The 26,204-nt window shown below is 60.2% G+C and carries 25 protein-coding genes and 2 pseudogenes; 16 read left to right on the top strand and 11 right to left on the bottom strand.

Translation table 11 applies throughout. From position 1 onward, the window contains the following. Positions 1-4: 4 nt before the first annotated feature. From efeO (AC07VG_RS00760) to efeO (AC07VG_RS00770), 3 genes are read left to right on the top strand one after another with little or no spacing between them, the layout of a single operon-like run. Positions 5-1,198 (top strand): iron uptake system protein EfeO, encoded by a 1,194-nt coding sequence (gene efeO / locus AC07VG_RS00760; RefSeq protein ID WP_495000918.1) that lies wholly within the window; start codon positions 5-7, stop codon positions 1,196-1,198. 19 nt (positions 1,199-1,217) lie between these two features. Beyond that, positions 1,218-2,534 carry an iron uptake transporter deferrochelatase/peroxidase subunit gene (efeB, locus tag AC07VG_RS00765; RefSeq protein WP_495020271.1) on the top strand — a complete coding sequence of 439 codons (1,317 nt, stop codon included), beginning with the start codon at positions 1,218-1,220 and terminating at the stop codon, positions 2,532-2,534. A gap of 25 nt (positions 2,535-2,559) precedes the next feature. Next, positions 2,560-3,384 carry an iron uptake system protein EfeO gene (efeO, locus tag AC07VG_RS00770; RefSeq protein ID WP_495020272.1) on the top strand — a complete coding sequence of 275 codons (825 nt, stop codon included), beginning with the start codon at positions 2,560-2,562 and terminating at the stop codon, positions 3,382-3,384. A gap of 167 nt (positions 3,385-3,551) precedes the next feature. Here the strand turns inward: efeO (AC07VG_RS00770) and pssA are convergent, their stop codons facing one another. Beyond that, positions 3,552-4,895, bottom strand: a complete 1,344-nt coding sequence (pssA, locus tag AC07VG_RS00775; RefSeq protein WP_495020273.1) for a CDP-diacylglycerol--serine O-phosphatidyltransferase — start codon at positions 4,893-4,895, stop codon at positions 3,552-3,554. A 210-nt stretch (positions 4,896-5,105) separates the two neighbouring features. Between pssA and AC07VG_RS00780 the strand changes: the two genes are divergently transcribed. The 6 genes from AC07VG_RS00780 to pncA all read left to right on the top strand — a co-directional run bounded on the left by AC07VG_RS00780 (position 5,106) and on the right by pncA (position 9,186). Beyond that, positions 5,106-5,669 (top strand): TetR/AcrR family transcriptional regulator, encoded by a 564-nt coding sequence (locus AC07VG_RS00780; RefSeq protein ID WP_495001026.1) that lies wholly within the window; start codon positions 5,106-5,108, stop codon positions 5,667-5,669. Between the two features lie 113 nt (positions 5,670-5,782). Continuing rightward, positions 5,783-6,262: a nuclear transport factor 2 family protein gene (locus AC07VG_RS00785; RefSeq protein ID WP_495000922.1), complete on the top strand. Its 480-nt coding sequence runs from the start codon at positions 5,783-5,785 to the stop codon at positions 6,260-6,262. A gap of 228 nt (positions 6,263-6,490) precedes the next feature. Further along, positions 6,491-7,030, top strand: coding sequence for a tetratricopeptide repeat protein (locus AC07VG_RS00790; RefSeq protein WP_495000923.1), 540 nt, complete (start codon positions 6,491-6,493; stop codon positions 7,028-7,030). Between the two features lie 54 nt (positions 7,031-7,084). Then, the gene (locus tag AC07VG_RS00795) at positions 7,085-7,582 is read left to right on the top strand and encodes an RNA polymerase sigma factor (RefSeq protein ID WP_495000924.1); all 498 of its coding nucleotides are present in this window, start codon (positions 7,085-7,087) and stop codon (positions 7,580-7,582) included. After that, a complete protein-coding gene (locus AC07VG_RS00800; RefSeq protein WP_495020274.1) occupies positions 7,579-8,367 on the top strand; it encodes an anti-sigma factor family protein in 789 nt (262 codons plus the stop codon). Before AC07VG_RS00795 ends, AC07VG_RS00800 begins: the two co-directional genes overlap by 4 nt. 165 nt (positions 8,368-8,532) lie before the next feature. Then, positions 8,533-9,186, top strand: coding sequence for a bifunctional nicotinamidase/pyrazinamidase (gene pncA, locus AC07VG_RS00805; protein ID WP_495000926.1), 654 nt, complete (start codon positions 8,533-8,535; stop codon positions 9,184-9,186). 55 nt (positions 9,187-9,241) lie between these two features. Here pncA and AC07VG_RS00810 read toward each other — a convergent pair whose 3' ends face one another. The 4 genes from AC07VG_RS00810 to lepB form a co-directional block, all read right to left on the bottom strand. Continuing rightward, on the bottom strand, positions 9,242-10,921 hold the full coding sequence (locus AC07VG_RS00810) for a SulP family inorganic anion transporter (RefSeq protein ID WP_495000927.1): 1,680 nt from the start codon (positions 10,919-10,921) through the stop codon (positions 9,242-9,244). Next, a complete protein-coding gene (locus AC07VG_RS00815) occupies positions 10,914-11,531 on the bottom strand; it encodes a ParB-like protein (protein ID WP_495000928.1) in 618 nt (205 codons plus the stop codon). Before AC07VG_RS00815 ends, AC07VG_RS00810 begins: the two co-directional genes overlap by 8 nt. A gap of 84 nt (positions 11,532-11,615) precedes the next feature. Continuing rightward, positions 11,616-12,773: a glycerate kinase gene (locus AC07VG_RS00820; protein ID WP_495020275.1), complete on the bottom strand. Its 1,158-nt coding sequence runs from the start codon at positions 12,771-12,773 to the stop codon at positions 11,616-11,618. A 343-nt stretch (positions 12,774-13,116) separates the two neighbouring features. After that, positions 13,117-13,785 (bottom strand): signal peptidase I, encoded by a 669-nt coding sequence (gene lepB, locus AC07VG_RS00825; RefSeq protein WP_495000930.1) that lies wholly within the window; start codon positions 13,783-13,785, stop codon positions 13,117-13,119. Positions 13,786-14,140: 355 nt separating this feature from the next. Here lepB and AC07VG_RS00830 point away from each other — a divergent pair, with 355 nt between their 5' ends. Together AC07VG_RS00830 and AC07VG_RS00835 are read left to right on the top strand one after the other, a co-directional pair. Continuing rightward, positions 14,141-14,581: a hypothetical protein gene (locus tag AC07VG_RS00830; RefSeq protein ID WP_495000931.1), complete on the top strand. Its 441-nt coding sequence runs from the start codon at positions 14,141-14,143 to the stop codon at positions 14,579-14,581. 404 nt (positions 14,582-14,985) lie between these two features. Further along, positions 14,986-15,807 (top strand): SDR family oxidoreductase, encoded by an 822-nt coding sequence (locus AC07VG_RS00835; RefSeq protein WP_495000932.1) that lies wholly within the window; start codon positions 14,986-14,988, stop codon positions 15,805-15,807. A gap of 24 nt (positions 15,808-15,831) precedes the next feature. Here the strand turns inward: AC07VG_RS00835 and AC07VG_RS00840 are convergent, their stop codons facing one another. Then, complete coding sequence (locus AC07VG_RS00840) at positions 15,832-16,734, bottom strand: LysR family transcriptional regulator (RefSeq protein WP_495000933.1); 903 nt, start codon at positions 16,732-16,734, stop codon at positions 15,832-15,834. Between the two features lie 106 nt (positions 16,735-16,840). Between AC07VG_RS00840 and AC07VG_RS00845 the strand changes: the two genes are divergently transcribed. Both AC07VG_RS00845 and AC07VG_RS00850 read left to right on the top strand, forming a co-directional pair. After that, positions 16,841-17,824 carry an aldo/keto reductase gene (locus AC07VG_RS00845; RefSeq protein ID WP_495020276.1) on the top strand — a complete coding sequence of 328 codons (984 nt, stop codon included), beginning with the start codon at positions 16,841-16,843 and terminating at the stop codon, positions 17,822-17,824. A 35-nt stretch (positions 17,825-17,859) separates the two neighbouring features. Further along, a complete protein-coding gene (locus AC07VG_RS00850; RefSeq protein ID WP_495020277.1) occupies positions 17,860-19,176 on the top strand; it encodes a Bcr/CflA family multidrug efflux MFS transporter in 1,317 nt (438 codons plus the stop codon). Positions 19,177-19,223: 47 nt separating this feature from the next. On the opposite strand, the gene AC07VG_RS00855 is transcribed toward AC07VG_RS00850, so the two are convergent. Beyond that, positions 19,224-19,394 carry a hypothetical protein gene (locus tag AC07VG_RS00855; RefSeq protein ID WP_495020278.1) on the bottom strand — a complete coding sequence of 57 codons (171 nt, stop codon included), beginning with the start codon at positions 19,392-19,394 and terminating at the stop codon, positions 19,224-19,226. Positions 19,395-19,530: 136 nt separating this feature from the next. Here AC07VG_RS00855 and AC07VG_RS00860 point away from each other — a divergent pair, with 136 nt between their 5' ends. The 3 genes and pseudogenes from AC07VG_RS00860 to AC07VG_RS00870 form a co-directional block, all read left to right on the top strand. Then, positions 19,531-20,589 (top strand): NAD(P)-dependent alcohol dehydrogenase, encoded by a 1,059-nt coding sequence (locus AC07VG_RS00860; protein WP_495020279.1) that lies wholly within the window; start codon positions 19,531-19,533, stop codon positions 20,587-20,589. A gap of 78 nt (positions 20,590-20,667) precedes the next feature. Continuing rightward, complete coding sequence (locus AC07VG_RS00865; protein WP_495020280.1) at positions 20,668-21,447, top strand: carboxymuconolactone decarboxylase family protein; 780 nt, start codon at positions 20,668-20,670, stop codon at positions 21,445-21,447. Positions 21,448-21,534: 87 nt separating this feature from the next. Further along, positions 21,535-21,873 (top strand): annotated as a pseudogene (locus AC07VG_RS00870) (aldo/keto reductase); the annotation flags it as partial. A gap of 7 nt (positions 21,874-21,880) precedes the next feature. Here the strand turns inward: AC07VG_RS00870 and AC07VG_RS00875 are convergent. The 4 genes and pseudogenes from AC07VG_RS00875 to AC07VG_RS00890 all read right to left on the bottom strand — a co-directional run. Then, positions 21,881-21,982: pseudogene (locus tag AC07VG_RS00875) on the bottom strand (XdhC family protein); the annotation flags it as partial. An 11-nt stretch (positions 21,983-21,993) separates the two neighbouring features. Then, entirely contained in the window at positions 21,994-24,204 is a 2,211-nt protein-coding gene (locus AC07VG_RS00880) for a xanthine dehydrogenase family protein molybdopterin-binding subunit (protein ID WP_495020281.1), read from the bottom strand. A 12-nt stretch (positions 24,205-24,216) separates the two neighbouring features. Further along, on the bottom strand, positions 24,217-25,200 hold the full coding sequence (locus AC07VG_RS00885) for an FAD binding domain-containing protein (RefSeq protein WP_495020282.1): 984 nt from the start codon (positions 25,198-25,200) through the stop codon (positions 24,217-24,219). After that, positions 25,200-25,880: a (2Fe-2S)-binding protein gene (locus AC07VG_RS00890; RefSeq protein ID WP_495020283.1), complete on the bottom strand. Its 681-nt coding sequence runs from the start codon at positions 25,878-25,880 to the stop codon at positions 25,200-25,202. The genes AC07VG_RS00885 and AC07VG_RS00890 overlap by 1 nt, the downstream gene beginning before the upstream one ends. Positions 25,881-26,204: the final 324 nt, after the last annotated feature.

Raw genomic sequence — 26,204 nt, forward strand, 5'->3', positions numbered from 1 at the left:
ACCCATGTCCAACCCTGCAACTGGCAAACCGCCCCAGGTCCTGCGCTGGGCGGTAGCCGGCTCGGTGATCGTGATGATCGCGGCCGGTGGACTGTTCTACTACGCCTCGCAATTGGCCGCGAGCAAGCGCCAGGCCCATCACAACGAAATCACCGTGACCATCCAGGCCCACGGCTGCGAGCCGAATGTGCTGAGCGTGCCGGCCGGGCAGAACAGCTTCCGCATCCTCAACAGTTCGCAACGCGTGGTCGAGTGGGAAATCCTCGACGGCGTGCTGGTGCTCGAAGAGCGCGAGAACATCGCCCCGGGCCTGAGCCAGGTGATCAACGCCAAGCTGCAGCCCGGCGACTATGCCATTACCTGCGGGCTGCTGAGCAATCCACGCGCAACCTTGCACGTGACGCCGACGGCCGCTTCCGAGGCCGCGGCCAAGGCGCGCCCGTCGATGACCGCCTTTATCGGGCCGTTGTCGGAGTTCCGCGTCTACCTGAGCAGCCAAAGCATCGCGCTGATCAAGGCCACCGATGCCCTCGAGCAGGCGATTGCCGCCGGCGACCTGACCCAGGCCCAGGCGCTCTATGCCCCGGCCCGGGCCGCCTATCAGCGCCTGGCCCCGGCCGCCCAGCGCTTCGCCGAGCTGGATAATGCGATCAACGCCCGCGCCGACTATTACGAAAAACGCGAACAGGACCCGGGGTTCGGCGGCTTCCACCGCCTCGAATACGGCCTATTCCAGCAACGCAGCGTCGACGCCCTGGTGCCGGTCGCCCAGCGTCTGCAAGCCGATATCGCCAGCCTTAAGCAGCAACTGCTGGCGACATCGCTGCCGCCGGAGCAACTGCTCAGCATCGTCGTCCGCAGCCTGCGCAGCATGGCCGAAACCCGTGCCGGCAGTGGCGAAGAAGAACGCTACAGCCACGTCGACCTGGACGGCTTCGTCGCCAACCTGCAAGCCGCGCAAAAGGTCATCGACCTGATGCGGCCGCTGCTGGTCAAGTCGTCCGGCGACCTGCTGATGAAAATCGACAGCGCCGCGACGGCCCTGGACGCCGAATTCAACGGCCTGCGCAACGCCAGCGGCTATGCCACCTACGACACCGTGAGTGCCACGCAACGCCAACAGATCAGCGACAAGGCCAAGGCCCTGGCCGATGCACTCGATGGAATCGATCCCGCCCTCGGCCTTTCCGGCCTGTAAACAAGCAGACGATACGAACATGAGCGATTCAGAACAGCACAACGCCGAATTTTCCGCCCAGCGCCGCCGTGTCCTGCTGGGCATGGGGGTGGCCGGTGCCGCCCTCGCCGGTAGCGCCCTGAGCTGCCCGGCCATGGCCGCCAGCCAGGCGCAAGCCCAGGTCACCGAAGCGCCGAGCAGCGACAAGACCCAGGACCGCCATGACTTCCATGGCAAATACCAGAGCGGAATCGTCACCCCGCGTCCGGCCGCCGGCATGATCGTCTCCTTCGACGTCCTGGCCAGCGACAGTGAGGAACTCGAACGCCTGTTCCGCACCCTGAACAAGCGCATCGCCTTCCTGATGAGCGGTGGCACGGTGAAACAGGTCGATGAAAAACTACCGCCGCTGGACTCCGGAATTCTTGGCCCGATGGTCACCCCGGACAACCTGACCATCACCGTGGCGGTGGGCGAGTCGCTGTTCGACGAGCGTTACGGCCTGGCCGCCGTCAAACCCAAGCAACTGATCCGCATGGTCGGTTTCCCCAACGACGCGCTACAGCCGGAGCTGTGCCACGGTGACTTGAGTATCCAATTCTGCTCGAACACCCCGGACACCAACATTCACGCCCTGCGCGATATCGTCAAGAACACCCCGGATCTGCTGCTGGTGCGCTGGAAACAGGAAGGTACGGTACCGGCCCAGGCACCGCTCAAGACCGGCGAACCGGCCCAGAGCGCGCGCAACTTCCTCGGTTTCCGCGACGGTTCGGCCAACCCGGACTCCAACGATGGCAGCGCCATGGACCGCATCGTCTGGGTCCAGCCCGGCGCCAATGAACCGGGCTGGGCAGTGGCCGGCAGCTACCAGGCGGTGCGGATCATCCGCAACCTGGTTGAGCGCTGGGACCGCACGCCCCTGCAGGAACAACAAAGCATCATCGGCCGGGTCAAGACCACCGGCGCGCCCATGGGCGGCGAGAAGGAAACCCAGGTTCCCGACTACGCCAAGGACCCGGAAGGCAAGCTGACCAAGCTCGATGCGCATATCCGCCTGGCCAACCCGCGCACCGCCGCCACCCAGCGCAACCTGATTCTGCGTCGACCCTTCAACTACTCCAATGGCGTGAGCAAGAACGGCCAGCTGGAGATGGGCCTGCTGTTCATCTGCTACCAGGCGGATCTGGCGCAAGGCTTTATCGCAGTGCAAACCCGGCTCAACGGCGAACCCCTGGAGGAGTACCTCAAGCCTATTGGCGGCGGCTACTTCTTCACCTTGCCGGGCGTCACCAGCGATCAGGACTTTATCGGTCGCTCACTGCTTTCAGCTGCAAAACAAAAAACCACTGCTTGACCCTTAACTCACCAGGAAACGTCCCATGAAGAAGTCGCCTCTTGCTTTGTTGTTGGCCCTTGGCTTGCTCCACACGCCGCTTTCGGCTTTCGCCGCCACCGCGCCGTTGGATCTGGTGGGGCCGGTGTCCGACTACAAGATCTATGTGACCGCGGAACTCGATGAGTTGGCCAGCAAGACCCAGCAGTTCACCGACGCCGTGAAGAAAGGTGACCTGGCCACCGCCAAGAAGCTCTACGCCCCGACTCGCGTGCACTACGAGAAGATCGAGCCGATTGCCGAGCTGTTCAATGACCTGGACGGCGCCATCGACTCCCGCGTCAACGACCATGAAAAAGGCGTGAAGGCTGAAGACTTCACCGGCTTCCACCGCATCGAATACAGCCTGTTCTCGGAAAACACCACCGCCGGCCTGGGTGACCTGGCGGCTGGCCTGAACAAGGACGTCAAGGACCTGCAAGCCCGCGTCGCCGGCCTGACCTTCCCACCCGAGAAAGTCGTAGGCGGTGCCGCCGCGCTGCTGGAGGAAGTGGCCGCGACCAAGATCTCCGGTGAAGAAGACCGGTACAGCCACACCGACCTGTATGACTTCCAGGGCAACATCGACGGCGCGAAGAAAATCGTCGACCTGTTCCGTCCGCAGCTTGAGCAGCAGGACAAGGCTTTCGCGGTCAAAGTGGACAAGAACTTCGCGGCCGTGGACAAGATCCTGGCCAAGTACAAGACCAAGGATGGCGGTTTCGAAACCTATGACAAGGTCAAGGAAGCCGACCGCAAGGCCTTGGTGGGTCCGGTCACTACCCTGGCTGAAGACCTGTCGACCCTGCGTGGCAAGCTGGGCCTGAACTGAGGCCGGTGGTTATCCCGGGGGATTGATATCGCCCGGGATGGCCTCATCGCCAGCAAGCCGGCTCCTACAGTATTGGGTCGTTCGCGATAGCGAATTCAATCGAATCATTGTAGGAGCCAGCTTGCTGGCGATGAACGATAACGCGGTTCCCCTGCCTTCCCCCCGCCTTACAACATCCGATACAACAACCGCTCGATCCGTACCCGACTGACCCGCCGCAGGAATTTGCCCACTGCTTCCGGATAGTCCATCAGGGTCTCCAGGCTCTTGAAGCCGTCGAGGCGCAGGGTGTTTTCCATGATCAGGGCCACCTCCTTCGCCCGCACGTCGAGCAACTCACGACGTGGATCGTCGATCAGCAAGGCATTCTCCAGGTCCAGCCGGAACGCCCGCGGATTGAGATTGTTCCCCGTCAGCAAGGTATAACGCTCGTCGACCCACATCCCCTTGAGGTGATAGGTGTTGTCACCGTCGCGCCACAGGTGCAGGTTCAGCTGCCCACTGTCGATCACCGCCTGGTGACGCTTGGCGAAACGTCGCAGGCTGATCTCGTAGAGATAAGGCAAGGCGGCGATGACCTTGAACGGCTGGCTCGGTGGGATATAGAAGTCGTTGGCGGTCTTGTCGCCCACGATGATGTCGATCTTCACCCCACGCTCCAGGGCCCGGTTGAGTTCCCGGGTCACCGCCAGCGGCATGTTGAAATACGGTGTGCAAATGGTCAGTTGCTGCTGGCTGGAGGCGATCAGTTCGCAGACCAGGCGGTTCAATGGGTTGTTCTTGCCCAAGCCCATGATCGGGCTGACCGACAGGCCAAAGGTCGGCTCACTGCCAGCCGTGGTGTCATAACCGGCCTTCTTCAGGCGGCTGCGCAAATCGCCGATATCGCCGCGCAGGCTACGGGTAGTCGGTAACTCCGGCACATCGAGACGGCGAACCGCCCGGGACGCCAGCAACTCGTTGCGCACCAGCCCCTGCATGGAATCGGCCAAGGCGGCATTGTGCAACAGGTGGTAACGGTCGAAGCGGTATTTGTCGAGCTTGTGCAGGTAGACGTTGTTCAGGCTGGCGCCGCTGTAGATCACGCAATCGTCGATCACGAAACCCTTGAGGTGCAGCACGCCGAACAGTTCGCGGGTTTGCACCGGCACTCCGTAGATCGGCACTTGCGTCGCGTGGTCGCGGGTTTGCGCCTGGTACCAGGCACTGTTGCCCGGCTGCTTGCCGGCCCCGATCAGGCCACGCTGGGCCCGCAGCCAGTCCACCACGACGACGATGTCCAGCTCCGGACGGGCCGCCTTGGCCGCATGCAGGGCAGCGAGGATTTCCTGGCCGGCTTCGTCTTCCTGCAGGTACAACGCCACCAGCGTGATGCGCTGCCGGGCAGCGGCGATCTTCTCCAGCAGGCAGCGCCGGAACTCGGCGGCCGAAGGCAGGATGGTCAGGGCCTCGGCAGCCAGAGGAAAGCTGCGCAATTTGGGCAACAAGGAGCGTTTGAAGAGCGACGGCATAGGGCTCGCTAGGGTCGAATGCGAAGAATCAGTAAGTCTACACCATGCGCCGCTCTCGAATGCGTCTTCGACGAGGGCTTTGCCGCCAACCCCGATGCCGGTTCGGAAGGCTTCCCGGATGGGCGCCCTGCTCGCGCCCCTTTTGCCCTTCGGGGGGTTATTTGGAAAAGGCGATTGACCGAGGAGAACGATCGTTCTACTCTCTTTCCCATGAACGAAATCACCCCGAACCAGACCCGCGAAAACCTGCTGGATACCGCCGAACGGTTGATCTATCAAAGTGGCATCCATGCCACCGGCATCGATCTTCTGGTGCGCACCTCCGGTGTGGCGCGCAAAAGCCTCTACAAGTACTTCGGCACCAAGGACGACCTGACCCTGGAAGCCCTGCGGCGCCGGGATATCCGCTGGATGCGGTGGTATCGCGGCGAAGTCGAGCAGGCCGCCAGCTCCGGCGAACGTCTGCTCGCGCTGTTCAGCGTGCTCGGTGGCTGGTTCGCCAGCGAGGGCTTTCGCGGCTGTGCCTTTATCAACACCGCTGGCGAAACCGGTGATCCCCAGGACCCGGTACGGCAACTGGCCAAGGAACATAAACAGAAGTTGCTCGACTATGTGGTCGAGCTCTGTGAAGCACATGGCATCGCCGATCCCCTGGCCACTGGCAAGCAGTTGCTGATCCTGATCGACGGCGCCATTACCGTTGCACTTGTCATGGGCGATCCCGGTGCAGCCGATAATGCGCAATGCATGGCGCGAACGTTATTGGCGCTCTGAGTCGCGCTCCGAGCCGCCACTACGCTCTGGATGAGCGAGTGGCCAACGGGCCCGCGACCGCTTGACCCAAGCGCGACAACTTGTCTGAACCCTACTCAATTGGAGACATTGCCATGTCATCTGACGCTGACGTTCGCCCACCGCTTCCCCCTTTCACCCGAGAATCGGCGATCCAGAAGATCCGCCTGGCCGAAGATGGCTGGAACTCCCGCGACCCGGAACGCGTGTCCCTGGCCTACACCCTGGACACCCAATGGCGCAACCGCGCCGAGTTCGCCCACAACCGTGAAGAAGCCAAGGCGTTCCTGAGCCGCAAATGGGCCAAGGAACTGGATTACCGCCTGATCAAGGAACTCTGGGCCTTTACCGACAACCGTATTGCCGTGCGCTATGCCTATGAGTGGCATGACGACTCGGGTAACTGGTTCCGCTCCTACGGCAACGAAAACTGGGAGTTCGACGAAAACGGCTTGATGGCCAATCGTTACGCCTGCATCAACGACATGCCGATCAAGGCCTCGGAGCGCAAGTACCACTGGCCGCTGGGCCGTCGTCCGGATGATCACCCAGGCCTTTCGGACCTGGGGTTGTAACTCATCACCCGATCATTCCCACCCAGGGTGGGAATGATCGCCTGTGCAAAAAATCGCCCGATGGGCGATTTTTTCTGCAGCCTTGAATAAATTCCGAACGCCAGGTGTTCAATCCATAACAACCCTCACCATCGACTTGCGACAGGGCGTTGCAAATAAATTTCAGTGACAGCGAATAAAGCCCGATGCATCAGTGTTTACTAGCCAACAGATACCGGAGCATTACCGATGAGCATTAAAGCCACGTTCGCGGTTCCTTTCCTGATTGCCAGTTGCATGGCTGCGGCCCTGTTGAGCACGCCGGCATTCGCCTCGGGCGGAAAACCGGAATCGATGCCGCCGAGCTGCCCCAAGGGGCAGATGTGGGACAAAGCCAAGAAAGCCTGCGTCCCGTATGTCAGCAGCCTGACGCCGGATGAAGATCGCACCGACTATGCCTACCGCCTGGCCAAGAACGGGGAATATCAGGCAGCCCTGGACCTGCTCGACACCCTCAAGCAACCCAACACTGCCAAGGCCCTCAACTATCGGGGCTATGCCACCCGCAAACTGGGGCGCACCGACGAAGGCATCGGCTACTATCTGCAGGCCGTGAAGCTCGACCCGAACTACGCCCAGGTGCGCGAATACCTCGGTGAAGCCTACGTGATCAAGGGCCGTATCGACCTGGCCCAGGTGCAGTTGCAGACCATCAAGTCGCTCTGCGGCACCGATTGCGAAGAATATGAAGACCTGGCCGACGCCATCGCGCACCCGACCCCCAGCTGATCACCGTTAAAGGCGGAGGTTGTCATCGCCAGCGACAAGGAAATACGCACCGAGATGGCACAGCACCTGCCGCGCCTATGGCGTTACGCACTGGTGTTGTCGCGCCAACGCCATATCGCCGAAGACCTGGTGCAGGCTACTTGTGTCCGTGCCCTGGAGCGAGGTGGGCAGTTCGTCTCGGGCACGCACATGGACCGCTGGCTGCTGAGCATCCTGCATTCGATCTGGCTCAATGAAGTACGCTCCCAGCGGGTTCGCCGTGGCCAGGGCCTGGTCGATGCCGATGATGCCCTGAGTTTCGACGGCGAACAGGCGATACAGACCCACGTACTGGCTTCCCAGGTGATCAAGCGCGTCGATGCCTTGCCCGACGCCCAGCGCGAAACGGTGTTTCTCGCCTATGTCGAAGGTCTGTCCTACAAGGAAGTGGCCCAGGTTCTCGAAGTGCCCATCGGTACGGTCATGAGCCGGCTGGCCGCCGCGCGCGTGAAACTGGCGGAGCATCCGCCGTTGCGTGCGGTGCCCAGCGCAAACAGCGGAGAACGGCGATGACTGACCAGCTTTCGCACTACACCCCGACGGATGAACAACTGGTGGCCTTTCTCGACGACGAACTGGACGCCGAGCAACGCCACCAAATCGAAGCCGCCCTGGCCCGTGACGAGGCCGTGGCCGAGCGTCTCGAGTGGCTGATGCGCAGTGACCTGCCGTTCCAGGACGCCTATGGCGAACTGCTCGAACAGGCGCCCCGGGCCCGCCTGGAGGCCATGTTGCACACCCTGCCGACAGAAAAAAAGGCCACGGCACCAATGAGCCGACGCCGCTTTCTCGCCGTGGCGGCCAGCTTCATGGTCGCGGGTATTGCCGCGGACCGACTGTTCCAGGTCTGGCAGACACCCGCGCCATCGAGCGAAATCAGCTGGCGCGGGCTGGTGGCCGACTACATGGTGCTCTACACGGCGCAGACCCTGGAGAACCTGCCCGACGCCGAGGCCGATCATCGGGCCCAGTTGCACAGTGTCGAGCAGCGCCTGGGTCTGGCGCTTGAACCGGCCCAGGTACAACTACCGGTCGCGCAACTCAAGCGCGCGCAGATGCTGGAGTACGAACATATACCGATTGCCCAGATCAACTACCTGGACCCGCAACATGGGCCGCTGGCGCTGTGCATCACCCACTCGAAAACCGGGACCCGGGCCTTGGCCCAGGAAGTGCGCCATGGCATGAACGTGGTGTTCTGGTCCGGGCCGACCTATGCCTACATGTTGATCGGACACAACCCGGTGGCTGAATTGAACGACATGGCCGGCCTGCTCCGGCAGCGTTTCGCCAGTTGAAACAGGGGCTGGTGTGCCGGCGATAGCGGCAGTGAAGCCGCAACACATCCACCTGGTCAATCGCGTACCCGGCCCGTCACAGACCACCGACAGTCCGGTACGCCGTCGGATGCAGGCGCAACGGCTAGAATCTTTGAGGCCGAAGCCCATTTCCAAGGAGGTCTTATGTCCCCGTCTCACAACCTGCAATCCCTGAACGACCCGCGTTGCACCCTGGTCGTGATCGATATGCAAAATGACTTCATTCCCGGCGGCCAACTGGCGGTCCGGGGCGGCGACGAAATCGTGCCACTGATCAACCGCTTGGGCGCGCGCTTTCGCAACGTGGTCATCGCCCAGGACTGGCATCCCGGCGGCCATGTCTCGTTCGCCAGCAGCCATCCGGGCCATGCGCCCTTCGACAGTGTGCAACTGCCCTATGGCGCGCAAACCCTCTGGCCGGACCACTGCGTGCAAGGCAGCCATGGTGCACAGTTGCACGCGGACCTGGACCTGCCCCATGCGCAACTGATCGTGCGCAAGGGCTGTAACCGCGACATCGACAGTTATTCGGCCTTTGTCGAAGCCGACCGGCGCACGCCCACCGGCCTTGCCGGCTATCTGAAGGAGCGCGGTATCGACACGGTCTACCTGGTCGGCCTGGCGTTGGACTATTGCGTTGCCTGGTCGGCCCTGGATGCCCGGGCGGCGGGGTTCAGCACCGTGCTGATCGTCGACGCCTGCCGGGCCATTGACCTGGACGGTTCACTGCAGCGCGCGCTGGGTGAGATGGAAAGCGCCGGGGTGAAGCTGATCGACTCGATGGCACTGCCGGCCTGAACCCACGGCCAGGGGACCTTGCGCGCGTGCGCAAGGACTCCTGGCCGCGGTCAAGTCAGCCCGCGCCGCTGCTGTCCTGTGGTTGATTGACCTGCTGCACCACCGCATACACGCTCAAATCACTGAGCGTCACCTGCGCCAATGTCTCGGCCGGTAACGCCAACAATGCCTGATGCGCCCCCTGCTTCAAACGCGCGAGCAACAAGCGCTTGCCCTCGGTCTGAAAGCGCACGATAAAGTCCTGCAGGGCTTCCAGGCTGGTGCCGTCCAGGTCCGGCGATTCTTCCAGGCTGAGAATCAGCGAATGCACCGCCGCGCCCTCCTCACGAACCCGCCGTGAGACGCTGCCGAGGATGCGTTCGGCGTTGGCGAAGAACAGCGGCTCGCCCGGACGCACAATCAGCAGCCCAGGCACTTCCCGTGCCTGGGGATGCAGTTGGCAGTCGACGAAATCATGGCCGTCGGCGATATGCCCGAGCACCTGGACCGAGGCTGAGGACATCTGCCGCAACATCAGCATCAGGCTGATCGCCACCGCCGCCAGCAAGCCGTCCAGTACCCCGAGCAGCAGCACCGCGGCCACTGCGCAGATCGCCAGAACGCGGTCCCGGCGCCAGACGAAGTAGCGATGCAAAGGCTCCAGGCTCAGGGCGCGGGTCAAGGCATGAATGACGATGGCCGCCAGCACCGGTTCCGGCGTCAGGGCGATCAGCGGCAACAGGGTCAGCACGATCACCAGCACCACCAGCGCCGCCACCACACCGGCCAGGCGTGAGGTGGCGCCGGCCGCGTCATTGGCCGAGGTCGCCGAGTAGCCCGCGCCAGCGGGCATGCCGTGGAACAGACCGGATAACAGGTTGGCGCCACCCAATACCAGCAGGTCACGGTTGGAGTTCACCCGGTCACCGTGCTTGAGGGCAAAGGCGCTGATCGAGCCATAGGACTCGGCGTAGAGAATCATCACCATGGCAAAGCCCAGTTCCACCAGCTTGAGCCAGTCGGAGAATGCCAGGCGCGGCAGCGACGGCACCGCCAGTTGCAGGTCGATCACACCGATCAGGTTGATGCCGTAGCCGGGCAGCTCGAGCCACTTGCCGGCGGCGACACCGAACATCACCACCAGCAAGCCGCTTGGCAAACGTCGGTAGCGGCCCAATACCGAAAGCAGCACCAGGGCCACGCCCGCCACCGCGACCCCGGCCCAGTTCCAGAGTGGCAACTGGCTGAGCAGTTCGGGCACGAAGCGGATCAGGTCGCTGTGGGCGGGGTTCACATGAACGATACTGGCGAACTGCTTGAGGATGATGGTCACCGCCAGGCCGAAGGCAAAGCCACGCAACACCGGCTTGGCGATAAAGGATGTGACACTGCCCAGCTTGAACAAGCCGGCGAGCAGGAACATCAGGCCGGTGATCATCACCAGGCCGATGGCCATGGTCAGGCGCAGCGCCATGTCGGGACCGGCCACCGAGACCGTGGCCGCCGCCAGCACTGCGGCCGACGATGAGGTGGCGGACACAATCGCATACCGACTGGTGCCGAACAGGCCGTAGCACAGCAGCCCGGCGAAGAGTGCAATGACCCCGGCCTGAGGCGGTACGTTGGCGATGCTCGAATAAGCGACCGCCTCGGGTAACAGCAGGCCGGCAATCGACAGCCCGGCAATCAGGTCCGCCCAGCCGCGTTTCGACTGCGCGGCGGGCGACGGCGTGGTGACTGCGGTCGGCTCAGGCATCGATCGGACCACTCCAACCCGGCAGGTAACGCGCGGCCTGGCTGCGGGCCAGCTTGAGGGCGATCGCCTGCACCTGCTCGCTCGATGCGCCCAGTTGGGCGGCGGTTATCCGCGAGCGGAAGAAATCGGCCCAGAGAAACTCGCTGAAGGGGGTGACATCCTTGGCAAATCCACCGGCCCGACGCAAGGCCCCGGCCAGACTGCGATAGGGATCGTCCTGCAGCTCGCTGATACACCCGGGCACTTTGTCGTAACCGCGGCGAATACCCTTGGTATCGTAGGGATGGACCCACTGGTGAAAGTCCATGATGGTCCAGAAGCTCGCGGGTTCGACGAACGAGAGGTCCTTGAGCACCAGCAATGAGACCTTCTTCACCTCCTCCTGCATCAGCGCCAGGCCGAAGTGATGGTGATCGACAATGTAGTGCCGGCCTTCAGGCCCGAGGACGCAGGGAAACCAGTGGTTATCGAGGGCGGCTTCGCGCTCCTTGCGCTTGAGGGTCTGCCATTGGGCTTGCTTGAGGGCAACCTCTTGCAGGCCGACGGTCACTTGGGTGGGGTGCAGTTTTGCAAGCTTTGCGCTGATCAGTTGCGGGCGGGCACGAGCCATAGAGCATCTCCGGGCAGACAAGTCCGAAACCTTGGACTGATCGCAAGCTTAGCCCTGAATGGCCGGAGGAAACACCACGCATCCTCATTCTTCATTCACGGATGGCCCCACTGCCGCCAGCTTCCAGACCCGGGCGATATCCCCGGCCCGCGCACTCAGCAGGCGCGGCGCCTCGCGGCAGGCCTGCTCCAGGCTCATGGGCCCGGATGCCAGGGCAAAAGCCGCGTCGACCCCGTGGGCGTACATCTGCTCATAACCTTCGCCGAGGGTCCCCGCCAGCACGATCACCGGCACGCCCTGCTCCCGGGCGATCCGCGCCACGCCGAAGGGGGTCTTGCCGCGTAGGGTCTGGGCATCGAAGCGGCCTTCGCCGGTAATCACCAGGTCGGCATCGCGCACCGCCTCGGCCAGGCCCACCAGCTCCGCCACCACCTCCACGCCGGGACGAAAGCGCGCCCCGAGGAAGGCCTTGGCGGCGAAACCCAGGCCACCCGCCGCGCCACTGCCGGGCTCGTCACGCACGTCCTGGCCGAGCACCTGGGCACACAGATCGGCAAAATGCCCGAGGGCCGCATCCAGTTCCCGGACCTGGGTCGGCGTCGCGCCTTTCTGCGGGCCGAAGATCGCCGAAGCGCCCTGCTCGCCGCACAAGGGATTGTTCACGTCGGCGGCGATCTCGAAACGCACCTGGTCGATACGTGGGTCAATCCCATCGAGGGCCACCCGCGCCACTGCGGCCAGGGCCAGGCCACCTGCGGGGACTGCCGCGCCTCGGGCATCGAACAGTCCCACGCCCAGGGCCTGCAAGGCGCCAGCGCCAGCATCGTTGGTGGCACTGCCGCCAATCGCCAGGATGATCCGCTGCGCACCGGCGTCCAGGGCCGCGCGGATCAACTCCCCGGTACCGAAAGTGCTGGTGATGCAGGCATCGCGCTGTTCCCTCGGGAGCAATTGCAAACCACTGGCCTCGGCCATCTCGATAATCGCCGTGGCGCTTGCCGGCAACCAGCCCCAATGCGCGTCCACCGGGTTCCCCAAGGGACCGCATACCCGCTGCTGGCGCAACTCGCCATTGCACGCCGCCAACACCGACGCCACCGTCCCCTCGCCACCATCCGCCATCGGGCATTCAATCAACTGCGCGTCGGGCAGCACCCGCGCCAGGCCTTCGGCAATCGCCCGCGCTACACCTTTGGCGCTGAGGCTGTCCTTGAACGAATCGGGGGCGATGACAATTTTCATGGGGGCGATCTCCAGTTCTTGTGACGTCCATGCTGCCAGTTGGAAGCGGGAATGACGCCGGTCTGCTGCACAAGCCCGGGCAGGCTTTATTGTTCATTCCTACAAACTGATCCTGGAGGTCCGCTCAATCCCGTGTAGGAGCCGGCTTGCCGGCGATGGCGGCGGCAACGGCGATGCAAAGCTCAAGGGCCTCATCGCCGGCGGGCCGGCTTGTGTCTGGCGTCACGATTAGATGGGTGGTGAGAGCGGTGAGTGGCAAACTGAATGCCGGCAGTGCTTAAAGCAGGTGAAGGCAGTGAGAACGGTGACAGAACACTCTCGTGCCGATTGCACACCCCGAGCGTCACAATATAGGCGCGCCAAATCGGCGAAACCGCGGCATCCAATGGTTCATGATATCCGCTGACGCCAGGATATGGTGCGCGCGCCCGATCAGAAGCCGACGCGACACAAACCCGATGTACCTTGAGTCTGCGCTGTCGTCGCGGTTGTCCCCCAACATAAAATAATTGTCGGCCGGTACCACAACAGGGCCAAAATTCCGTAATGCATGTACCGTCGGCATAAACTGAATGGTCCGCTTACTGTTGTTCGCGCGCTCGGTCACTTTGACAGCGGGGACAGATCGACCCGAGGCAATAGGCTCGCTGATATCCTGCGCATCAAAGTAGGTTGCGGGGGTACCGTTAACCCACAGCACCTCATTCCTCATTTCCAAGGTGTCACCGGGAATACCCACGATCCGCTTGATCAAGCGCATGCCATCCTTGGGTGACGTGAAGGTCACAACATCTCCCCTCTGGGGATTCTCAACCTTGGTCAAGGAAATATCAGTGAGGGGCAACTTGAGGTCGTAGGCCACTCGATTCACCAGCACCACATCCCCCTCAATCAGGGTCGGGCGCATGGAACCGGACGGGATGGGATTCCAGTCGGCCAAGGATGTGCGGAAAACGCCAAAGCACAGCCAAAAAATGATGGCGTAACGGTACCGGCTCAACCAACGTCGCATACAGCCTCGCAATACAGAAGGTGCGCGTAGGAAAGGCTCCTAGCATCCGCCCAGCAAACCATGCTGACTTTTTGCCAACGTTTACTACGGCGCAAACAGCTTACATTAACCTCGGAGCGGCTGGCGATATCAGCCTTGGTCTCGGCGTGCTACGTGGTCTGGTAAGGGGGGCATGCGAGAAATGGGACCTGGGCGGCTTTTCCAACCGATCGGCCGGGTCAGCCGCGACCCCGCAATAAGCGAAGCGCCGTCTTCGGCAATGCAAAGGAGACCTTCTTGCGAATTCTGATTTATTTGACTATACAACAGGTTGAAAAGCGTGTTCTTCTTCGCACGATCAATTATCGAGGTAAAAATGACCCATACTGAATGGTTAAATATAATAGAAATATTTGGCATGGATAGCTGTCGTGTTGTACTAAGATCTCAAAATGGCCCTGTCCTTCGCACAGGAGCAGCTTACGACCTCGACCCGATATCCATTCATCCAGACGGCTCCGCTGAATATGAGTCAAGATTGAAAACATCGATAGAGCTATCGAAATTTATGGCAGGGGCCCACCTGGCAACTCATGAAATATTCATGCTGTTCTATCCAGCTGCGGCGGGAGATGAGGTGTACAACTATAACAATAAGGTCTCTCTTCCAAAAGTAAATTTGACCCTCCCCAATCTTATACAAGCGGGAAGATGGTCGCTAACCACAAATACTGACACGTTGGTCACTAATGTTATCAATACAATACTTGCAACACCCGTGATATATCAAGATCGCTATGGTGTCCCACCTCAATAAATTTCAGCTCAAACCGCCGCCACGGCAATCGGCATTGGGCTCCTGGCATGACCACTATCTGTGGTCTCAAAAGGCTTTGGTAGAAACCGACTTGCAGTCACTGGACAGCATGTCCCAATATCTCATCAGCTCTTCGCTGAATAATTTGTTTGTAACCAGACCTGAAACAATTCTTAGAGTTCCGTGCCTGCCTATCATCTAAAAAAACATCGTTTTTTGAAAGCGGTTGCTGTGAGACCAGGTTCAGCTTGCTGGCAAGGCGGGGGGGAGCATCAACAGTGACGGCTAGCGTGGAGTGCTCAGTTACTGCTGAATCAACCTCACAAGGGCACGCTTTTTTACGCTTCTAATCAGATTCCGCGAGACGCTTTACAGTGCAGACCTGTCCTTCCAGGAGTACGAACATGACTGACGTAACCGTTGTAATTGGCGCCGGCTCGATCGGCCAGGCAATCGCCCGGCGTGTGAGCGCCGGCAAGCATGTTGTGCTGGCTGACCTGCGACAGGAAACCGCCGATGCAGCGGCCAAGGTTTTGAGCGATGCAGGTTTCGACGTGACCACCACTGTTGTGGATGTTTCATCGCGCGGCTCTGTACAGGCGCTTGTCGCGAAAGCCTCGGCAATTGGCAACATCACCGGGGTCATTCATGCCGCCGGCGTATCGCCCTCCCAAGCTCCGCCTGCCACCATCCTGTTGGTAGACCTCTATGGCACCGCTTTGGTACTGGAGCTGTTCGGTAATGTGATTGCTAAAGGCGGTTCGGCCATCGTTATCGCCTCGCAATCCGGTCACCGTTTGCCGGCACTCACTGCTGAGCAGAACAAGGCTCTGGCGTTGACTCCGGTTGAAGACCTGCTTGCACTCCCCATGCTTCAACCCGAACAAGTGACAGATCCGCTGAATGCCTACCAAATATCCAAACGCGGCAATTCGCTACGCGTGGCTGCGCAAGCTGTTCGGTGGGGTAAGCGAGGCGCACGTGTCAACACGATCAGCCCGGGCATCATTTTCACGCCCTTGGCCAGGGATGAGCTCAATGGCCCGCGTGGGGATGGGTATCGCCGCATGATTGAATCGTCCGCAGCCAAGCGCGGCGGCACCCCCGACGAAGTCGGTGCGCTTGCTGCTCTGATTATGGGCCCTGAAGGGACGTTTATCACCGGAAGCGACTTCCTCATGGACGGCGGCGTTACCGCTCAATACTGGTACGGCGATGACCAGTAGCGCCGCAGGCCAGCAGGAGTGGTTTCATTCTTGCTGGCGCGCCCACTCGCGTACCGCCTCCGCGAACATTCGCAGAGCCATTGGCGGATGCCGGTTCGCCGGATAGTAGAGGCAGGCACCCGGATAGTACGGGCCCCAATCAGGCAGCAGATGCACTAGGCGTCCGGTCTGCAAATGTTCCTCGACCTGATGCTCAGGTACCCAGGCAATGCCAATGCCCGCCAAAGCCGCCTCTGTCATCAGGTTGATGTTATCCATAGTCATGGGCCCGTCGACATCGATGCTGGCTGATCTACCCAGATGATCGAGATCCCAGCGAAACAGCGTGCCGCTGGCAAAGCGAAACCGGATACATCGATGAGCCTTGAGGTCATGTGGTGCGATAGGTGCTGAGTGCCGACTCAGGTACTCAGGCGAAGCAACTGCGGCAAATCGCACATCTGGGCCGAAGCGCACCGCGATCATGTCGCGGGGGACGTCGTCAAACAGCCGAATACCAGCATCGAACCCATCGGCGACGATATCGACCAAACGGCTATCAGCCACACACTCGATATGGATCTGTGGATTGTCCTGAAGAAATTGAGGCATGACGTAGCGTATCAGGGGTTTGAACGACGACTCAGAGGCACTCAGTCGTATTGAGCCCGAAGGCGTGTTGCGCTCTGACGTGACGTCGTTGACCGCACATTCGAGTTCACCCAACAGCGGCTGCACACGCAAGAAGAGTTGCTCACCTGCCTCAGTCAAGGCGACCGAGCGGGTTGTTCGATTGAACAAGCGCAGCTCAAGACGCGACTCAAGCCCGCGCATGGAATGGCTTAGCGCCGAGGCAGAAACACCCAGCATTCTTGCCGCGCCGCTGAAGCTACGTTGTTCAGCAATGGCTACAAAAGCGGTCAATTCCGGAAGGCCAGCACGGATCATTAGTGAATCCTCCTCAATTCCCCATGAAGCAATGCGCCAATTGTTGAACTCAGCACAGGAATCTAAAGTGTACCTGTCAACCACATCTTTGCGAAGGAGACGAAACATGCAGAAACGTCAGCTCGGCAAAAGCGGTTTGGAAGTGTCCTCCATTGGCTTGGGCTGCATGGGCCTGAGTTTCGCATATGGGCCGGCTCTGGAACAAAAGGCAGCCATTGCTCTAATTCGCGATGCCTTCGACAAGGGTGTCAACTTCTTCGACAGCGCAGAGGCCTATGGGCCTTACACCAATGAAGAGCTGTTGGGCGAAGCACTAGCCCCGATCCGTGATCAAGTTGTCATCGCGACCAAGTTTGGCTTCAAAAATGGAGTTCCTGGTGAAGGTCTCGATAGTCGACCCGAAACCATCAAAGCAGTAGTCGAGGCATCCCTGAAGCGGCTCAAAACCGACCGCATCGAACTGCTCTACCAACACCGCATTGACCCACAGGTTCCAATCGAGGACGTCGTGGGCACCGTGAAGCAATTGGTCGAGGAAGGCAAAATTCTGCACTTCGGAATGTCAGAAGCAGGGCCAGATGCGATCCGCCGTGCTCACGCAGTGCTTCCTGTTGCGGCCCTGCAAAGCGAATATTCGTTGTGGTGGCGCGAGCCTGAAGAGCAGATTCTGCCGGTATTGGAAGAGCTCGGGATCGGCTTCGTTCCATTTAGCCCGCTGGGCAAAGGCTTCCTGACCGGAGCCATCGATGCCAACACCAAGTTCGCGGAAGACGACTTCCGCAATGTGGTTCCACGCTTCACCGAAGAGAACCGCAAGGCCAATGCGAAATTGGTCGAGGTGCTCGGTCAGATCGCCGACGGTAAAGGCGCAACACGAGCGCAGATTGCCTTGGCTTGGCTGTTGGCGCAAAAGCCTTGGATCGTACCCATTCCAGGTACCACCAAGTTGAATCGACTGGAAGAGAACATCGGTGCAGCCGGCCTCCTCCTGAACAAGGCCGATCTTACTGCCATCGCTACGGCGCTGGAGCAGATCAAGGTCGTGGGTGATCGCTACCCTGCTCATTTGCAAAAGAACGTTAACCGCTAACTTCCGACTCCCTCGCCAACCGCCGGCGCTCGTAGATGGGCGCTGGCGGTCTTGTTTTGTCCATCCAGATTTCAAGAGTATCGCTGACCATGCCACCGACAGAACGCCACATGGAGACAGCTCAGCCATCCGACAAACAAAGCCTCTGGATCCTGGCGACCCTAAGTGCCTTGATGGCCTTTGCTTCCATCTCAACCGATCTCTACCTGCCAGCCATGCCCGCCATGGCTAAGTCGCTGCACGCTGATGCGGGTCAACTAGAGCTTACGATTTCCGGCTACCTGATCGGCTTCAGCCTGGGTCAGTTATTGTGGGGGCCGGTCGGCGACCGATACGGACGGCGGCTTCCAGTCGCGTTGGGGTTGCTGCTGTTTATCGCGGGTTCCGCCGGCTGCGCCCTGTCGACGACGGCACCAATGATGATTGGCTGGCGTGCGGTACAGGCGGTGGGCGCATGCGCCAGTGTCGTGCTGGCCCGCGCAATGATCCGCGATCTTTATGAAGGTCACCGGGCTGCGCAAATGCTGTCGACCCTGATGACGGTCATGGCCGTTGCCCCGCTACTGGGCCCCAGCATTGGCGGGATAATCCTTAAATTAGGATCCTGGCATCTGATTTTCTGGGCGCTGGCGGTATTTGGCGGTGCTACGCTCGTTGCCCTGTATACACTTGCGGAAACCCTTCCTTGCGAACGTCGCAATCACGCCCCACTCAGTGGTGCCTTCCGCCGATACGGACAACTGCTGACCAATCGCCGTGTTCTAGGTTATGCCTCAGCAGGTGGATTCTTCTATGGGGGAATGTATGCCTATATTGCGGGCACCCCATTCGCCTACATCGATTATTACCACGTATCCCCACAGACCTATGGGATCCTGTTCGGTGTGGGCATTGTGGGGATCATGCTGACTAACCAGCTCAACGCCAGGCTAGTCAGGCAAATAGGTACTGATCGACTGATGCGCCTCGGAGCCCTGATGGCCGCTCTGTCGAGCCTCTCGCTGGCAATCGACGCATGGAGCGGTATGGGTGGGCTGTCGGGACTGGTTTTGCCCTTGTTCGTATTTGTCGCCGCGGCGGGTTTAATCGTCGCCAACTCGATCGTCGGTGCGCTAGACAGCTTTCCCCATATTGCTGGGGCAGTTTCTGCATTGATTGGGGCGTTGCAGTACGGAACAGGGATACTCGGATCGGGTTTGGTCGGCGTACTGGCAGACGGAACCCCGAAGCCCATGGCGACAGTGATCGCATTGTTTGGAGTAGCAAGTATGGTGTGCGCGTTCTGGGTGGTTAAATCCAAACCTGAAGAAGACATCGAAACTCAAGATGATGAGATTGCTGCAGAGCGTTAGAACCCGAGCAGGCAACCACTACGCTGCCGGCCCTATCCTCGCTCGGTTTAGCTCACTTTACGCCCTTCGACCGAGTAGCCCAGATCAGTGAAACCGTGGGTTGATGCATGACCCGGCACGATCAGGCTGTCGACCAGTTTTTCGTCATCAAACCCCAGTTCCAGACCTATGGCTTCCACATAGCTGTCCCAGTACGCCTCGGAGCGAAGGCCTGACATCATAGTGATCCAATGGTCACGCTCTATTGATGAGCCAGACTCATGATGCCATGCAGGTTATACCTCTTAATCAATGGATTGCAGTTGCCTAACATGGGCCTGTCTATTCATTCGTTTCAAGTGTACGAGGTATGCAATGAAGACCATCGGTTACGCCGCCAAGACCCCGCAAAGCCCTCTAGCTCCCTTGAGGTTCAATCGCCGCGAACTGCGCCCCAACGACGTCGCCATGGAAGTGCTCTATTGCGGTGTGTGCCACTCCGATCTTCATACTGCTCGTAACGATTGGGGCTGGACGGTCTACCCTGCCATGCCCGGTCACGAGATTGTCGGCCGCGTCACGGCCATCGGAAATGAAGTGAGCCGCTATGAGGTTGGTGACGCTGTGGCCGTCGGCTGCATGGTTGACGCCTGCATGACCTGCGACCAGTGCCGCAAAGGCGAAGAACAACTGTGCCGCGAAGGGAATACCAACACCTACAACGGCAAGGATCGTGTGAGTGGTGAAAACACGTTCGGCGGCTACTCCAAACATTTGGTGGTGCGTGAGGAGTTTGTGCTGCGCGTTCCCGAAGGCCTAGACCTGGCCAAGGTCGCTCCACTGCTGTGTGCGGGCATCACTACTTATTCCCCGCTGCGTACCTGGAATGTCGTTCCCGGCAGCCGCGTTGGCGTAATCGGTCTCGGTGGCCTGGGCCATATGGCAGTCAAGTTGGCAGTGGGAATGGGGGCTGAGGTTACTGTTATCAGCCGCACGCGGGACAAGGAAGCCGATGCGCTGGCCCTGGGCGCCACACGCCTTCTGCCATCGAGCGACAGCGCTGCTATGGCAGCTTCGGCTTCAAGTTTCGATCTGATCATCGATACGGTGCCGGTCAAGCACCAGCTCGATGGCTATGTGTCGCTGCTCGATGTCGATGCGACCCTGGTGATGGTTGGCCAAGTCGGACCGATGGAAGAGCAGAACACCGTGCCAATGATTCTCGGCCGGCGGCGCATTGCAGGCTCGCCCATCGGCGGTATTCAAGAAACCCAGGAAATGCTCGACCTGTGTGCCGAGAAGAACATCCTGCCAGAGTGCGAAATGATCCGTATGGATCAGATCAACGAAGCCTTTGAGCGGATGGAGCGAGCCGACGTGCGCTATCGCTTTGTAATCGATATGAGTTCGTTGCCAGCACCTGAGCCCGCCTGACCGCTAACCATAACATCAGGTTCACGGGCAACGGATCCAGGCCCGCGAACACTTCGACTCTCCACTCAGGAACGCTCGATGAAACTGCTCACCGCTACGACCTTCGCCACCCTTCTCTTCACCGCCGCCGTGGACGCCGATCAAGCTCAGCCGCGCCCTGATCCGAAACCGTCACCCGACGTATTGGAAGTCACCCCGCAGCTATACAAATACACCACCGAGCTGCTGTTCGGCGAAGTGTGGAAACGCGCAGAGCTGATACCGCGAGATCGCAGCCTGATCACCTTGTCTGCCCTGATCGCCAGCGGCCAGATCCCGCAACTCACAGGGCACATCAAACTAGGACTCGACAATGGCCTCAAACCGAGTGAAATCAGTGCATTGATCACCCACTTGGCGTTCTACTCTGGCTGGCCCAACGCAATGTCTGCGGCCGGCGTCGCCAGGCAGATATTCAGCGAGCGAAATATCCCAGCCGATCAGATCACGCCAGCGGCGGGCGCCCCCCTGTCGCTTGATCCCGAAAGTGAAGTAAAACGCCGTGCCGCAGTCGAGGCAGGTGTTGGAGCCGTCGCGCCGGAGCTGGCCAGGTACACCAACGACGTGTTGTTCGGTGACCTTTGGCGGCAAAGTAGTCTCAGTGCTCGTGACCGCAGCCTGGTCACCGTCGCTGCCCTCATCGCTCAGGGGCAGGCGGCACAACTACCTTTCCACCTCAACCGCGCCATGGATAACGGTCTAAGCCAGGCCCAGGCCGCTGAGGTGGTCACCCATCTTGCATTCTACGTTGGCTGGCCGAAAGCGATGTCGGCTGTTCCGGTACTCAAGGAAATCTTCGCTTCACGCCAGAAAGGCTGAGCTACGATGTGTTGTGGTGACGCTATGCCCTTAGGGTAGCGAGACCACAGCAGCTTAAGCAGCCACTAAAAAGGATGCCTGCCCTTCAAGGCTGTCGTGGAGACATCCCTACGACGGCTACGCACCGACCGAATTGACCTGCTGTATCAGCACCGTGTAGATCCAGCCGTTCCGATTGAAGACGTTGCTGGCACGGTGCAGCAATTCATTGCCGAAGGTAAGGTCGGGCACTTCGGACTTTCGGAAGCGGGTATCCAAACCATCCGCCGCGCCCACGCAGTGCAAAGAGTCGCCGCAGTTCAGAGCGAATACTCACTGTTCTGGCGAGCCCCGGAGCAGGAGCTGTTGCCTTTGCTCGAAGAACTCAATATTGGCCTCATGCCTTTCAGCCCACTCGGTGCGGGATTCCTGACCGGGAAGAGCGATTGCCAGAGGCGGCCATGAAGGTGGCAAGGACAGTGCAGAGCCAAACAGGGTGGCCCTGTGCGACCCAGGCTCGGGCCTGCTGAATGACCTGAAGATCAAGCTGTTTCATGGCATCGATCCTCAAATCGTCATCAGTTTTTCCTTGGTGATCGGTAAGCTGCGAATGCGTTTTCCAGTGGCGTGGTAAACCGCATTGGCGACAGCCGCTGCCAGGCCGGTAACGCCGATTTCTCCGATCCCGCGAGCACCGAACTCACTGATGTTGTAGTCCGGATAGTCAAGCAAGGTGACATCGATGTCGGGCAGGTCAGCATGCACGGGCACCACGTATTCCGCGTAGTTGTTGTTAACGGGCAACCCACTGCGCGGATCATTTTCGGAAGCCTCGAACAGCGCCATGCCCAACCCCATGATGATCGCCCCTTCAACTTGGTTACGTGCCGCCAGTGGGTTGACCACTTTGCCCACATCAATGGCGCTGACTACGCGCGATACGCGCAGACGGGAAATGCCTGGATCCCAACGCACCTCGACAAAGTGCGCACCGAAGGAACGATAGGAAAAATCGCCGCCTTTCGCGCCGCTCTGGAAGTGCCCCTCGGCTCGGCCGAGTCGCTGGTGACGAAGTACATCGGCAAAGCTTGCGCGCTGGCCATCCTTAACCAATTGACCGCCCTCTACCATCAGGCTATCTGGCTCGGCACCGGCAAGTAACCCACCGTTCATGACCGCGTACTGCCGCAACTTTGCAAGCGCTGCCCGGGTGGCCCCAGCGATGGCTGGCAGGATACTGGCCGTGGCCCAGGAACCACCGGCCAAAGCACCCGGCGGGAACGTGGAGCTGCCCAGCTCAACCTCAATACGCTCGAACGGCAGGCCGGTCAACTGAGCGACGGTCTGCGCCACCACGGTGTAGGTGCCGGTGCCAATATCCTGCTGACCGCATTGAACTAGCGCAGTGCCATCCGAGCGAATAATCACGCGTGCATCGGTCGGTACCTGGAAGGCTTCCCAGTTGCAGGCTCCCATGCCGTAGCCAATAAACTCATCACCATCACGCATTGAACCTACTGCGGCATTGCGATCGTGCCAGCCAAAGTGCTCAGCGGCTGTATCAATGGCTTCTGGCAAGTGATTACTCGACCATTCCAAATTGAGGCTTTCGTCGCGTGTGGCCAGATTCATTTTGCGAAACGCCAGCGGATCAACACCGCGCAGTAACGCCAATTCGTCGATTGCCGACTCCAGCGCAAACAGACCAGGTGCGGCGCCAGGCGCTCGCATCGAGGTGGGTGTGCCTCGATTGAGCGGGCTGTTCTTATGGTTCACCAGCACGTTCGCACAAGAATAAAGGCTGCGGGTAACACCGCCACACGCTTCGGTATAGGCATCGGTGGTCGAGGTGCTATTAAACGACTCGTGTCGAATCGACACCAGTTTGCCGTCACCATCAGTGGCAAGGCGAATACGCTGCAAGGTTTCAGGACGATGTCCTACGGTGGTAAACATCTGCGCCCGGGGCAGCATCAATTGCACGGGCCGCTTCACAACCCTGGCGGCGGCGCAGGCTGCTATCGAATGAGGCCACGGCCACAGTTTGCTGCCAAACCCCGAACCGATGAAGGGCGCATGGACTTCAACGCGGTCTGGAGGCAGATCGAAGACATTGGCCAGCACGTTGCGGTGATTAACGACCCCCTGAGTGCCCTCGTAGACATACAGCTTGCCATCGCGCCAATAAGCAGTAGTGGCGTGCATCTCCATCGGGCTGTGGGTTTCCACCGGCGTGGTATAGGTCTGATCCAGCCGTGTGGCCGCCGTCTGCCAGGCAGCATCCGGATCACCCCGGCTGTGCCCGCGCCCTCCCTCATGAGCCCCCTGTTGCCGCAGTGCATCTGTCAGACTGGTGATGGCCGGGCTTTCGGCATATTCGACCTTGACCTGAAGCGATGCAGCTCGGGCCTGTTCGAAGGTATCAGCCACCACCAACGCCACAAACTGGCCCGGATAGGCGACCTTGTCATCCTCGAAAGGTAATCGACGCTCGTCAACCTTGGCGGCGCTGAGAATATCCTTGTAGGTCATGACCACATCAGGTGTGCGGTGCAGCGCGGGGAAGTTGCCGTGGTGCAGGACGGCGACCACACCCGGCATCGCCCGCGCCCGAGTGTCATCGATGGCCACGATCCGGCCATTGGCGACCGTGCTGTAGACGCCGTAGGCATAGGCCATGTCCGGAAATGAATGGTCTGCCGCATAGCGTGCTGCGCCCGTGACCTTGAGGCGGCCGTCGATACGCTTGTAAGGGGTGCCGATTATGGACTGTCTCATCAGAGTGCGCTCCTATGCTGTCAGATCGCGAAGGTTGCGAGTCACGACCTGTTGGCCGAGCGGGATCTTGAACGCGTTGTGCTCGTAAGCGCGGGCACCTTGCATAGCGCGCTCCCCAACCTGTGTAAACAGCCCAATGTCGGATTTCTGGCCGACCAAGGCGTGCTCGGCTTCCAGGGCTCGCCAGGGCTTGGTGCCCACCCCTCCTAGAGCAATCCGCGCATCAGTAATACGCTGGCCGTCCATCACCACAATGACGGCACTCGAAGCCAGGGCGAATTGATACGAGTCCCGGTCACGCAGTTTCAGGTAGGCCGAGCGACTATTTGCCAGCGGTGCATCCAGGGTCACATGTGTGATGAGTTCATGCGGCTGGAGCGCATGTTCCACCCAGGGCGTCTGACCCGGCAGGATGTGGAAATCGCCGAAGGGTATCTCGCGTACCCCGTTCGGGCCTTGTACCGTCACCTGCGCGCCAATGGCGGCCATCGCCACGCACATGTCCGAAGGGTGGGTCGCGATGCAGTGCTCACTGGTACCCAGCACAGCATGGGCGCTACGATTGTGACCACCGATAGCCGCGCATCCAGATCCAGGCTGGCGCTTATTGCATGGAGATACACCGTCGCGAAAGTAGTTGCAGCGTACTCGCTGCATGACGTTGCCAGCGGTGGTGGCCTTGTTGCGCAATTGCGTAGAAGCACCCGCCAGAATCGCTTGAGACAGTACGGTATAGTGCTCGCGGATCAACGGATGACTCGCCAGTTCGGTATTGCTGACCAACGCACCGATGCGCACGCGACCATCGGCAAGTGGCTCGATCTGCTTTAAGGTGAGGTGATTAATATCCACCAGACGGTCAGGTTGCATGACGTCAAGCTTCACCAGATCCAATAGCGTAGTACCGCCCGCCAGATAGAATGGCTGGCCCGGTGCGGCATGACTACTGATGGCCTGGGCGGGCGATTGCGCACGGGCATAGTCGAAAGTACGCATCAGACCGCCCCTTCCATCTTCCCGCGTGCCGACTGAATCGCCGCGAGGATGTTCTTGTAGGCGCCGCAGCGGCAGATATTGCCGCTCATGGCTTCCTTAACGCTGGCGTCGTCGGTGCCGATGTTTGGATCATTGAGCAGCGCCACGACGCTCATAATCTGGCCTGAGGTGCAGTAGCCGCACTGGTAGGCATCGTGATCCCAAAAGGCCTCCTGTACAGGGTGCAGGTCGTCGCCCTGGGACAAGCCTTCAATGGTGGTGATGCTATCCCCGTCGTGCTGCATGGCGATGGAAAGACAGGAGTTGATCGCAACGCCATTGACCAGCAAGGTACACGCGCCGCACTGACCGTGGTCGCAGCCCTTCTTCGTGCCGGTCAGTTGCAGGCGGTCGCGCAAGACGTCCAGCAGTATCGCGTTGGCCGGAACGTTGAGCTTGTGCAACTGCCCATTCACCGTCAGTTGGATGCGTTGCTCACCCGCTTTGGGCGCATCCTCGTCTTCGAACACTTGTGGTGCTAACTGGGCAGCAACTACGCTTTCAGGGATCCAGGTCGACACTGTCGCTGCGGCGATTCCCGAAATGCCAAACTTGAGAAAGTTACGTCGTGAAGGTGTGACGCCCGACCGCCCCGCAGCCGGCGAGCCTTCGGGGTTGTCTAGGTCTTTAGTCTCAGTCATCAGGTTTCACCTTTACGGGCACCGCTATGGTGATTGCGGAGTGTGGTGAGAATCAAAAAGCCTTGGCGTAGTCTTCGTCGGACACGTGCTCTAGCCATTGAACCGCGCTGCCCTCAAGCAACTCGGCGATTGCGATATGGCTCATGCCATTTATGGACGTTGCGCCATACCAGTGTTTGACGACCGACGGTATCCACATCGTGTCGCCAGGGTGAATAACATGAGTTGCCTGCCCCTCCTGTGAATTTAGCCTTTACTGATACAAGTGATTAGTAGATTCGAGCCCCCGGCTCCCTGACTTCCACCTTTATTATCCAAACAGGC

This window comes from Pseudomonas sp. GW821-FHT03C07 (genome assembly GCF_059420925.1).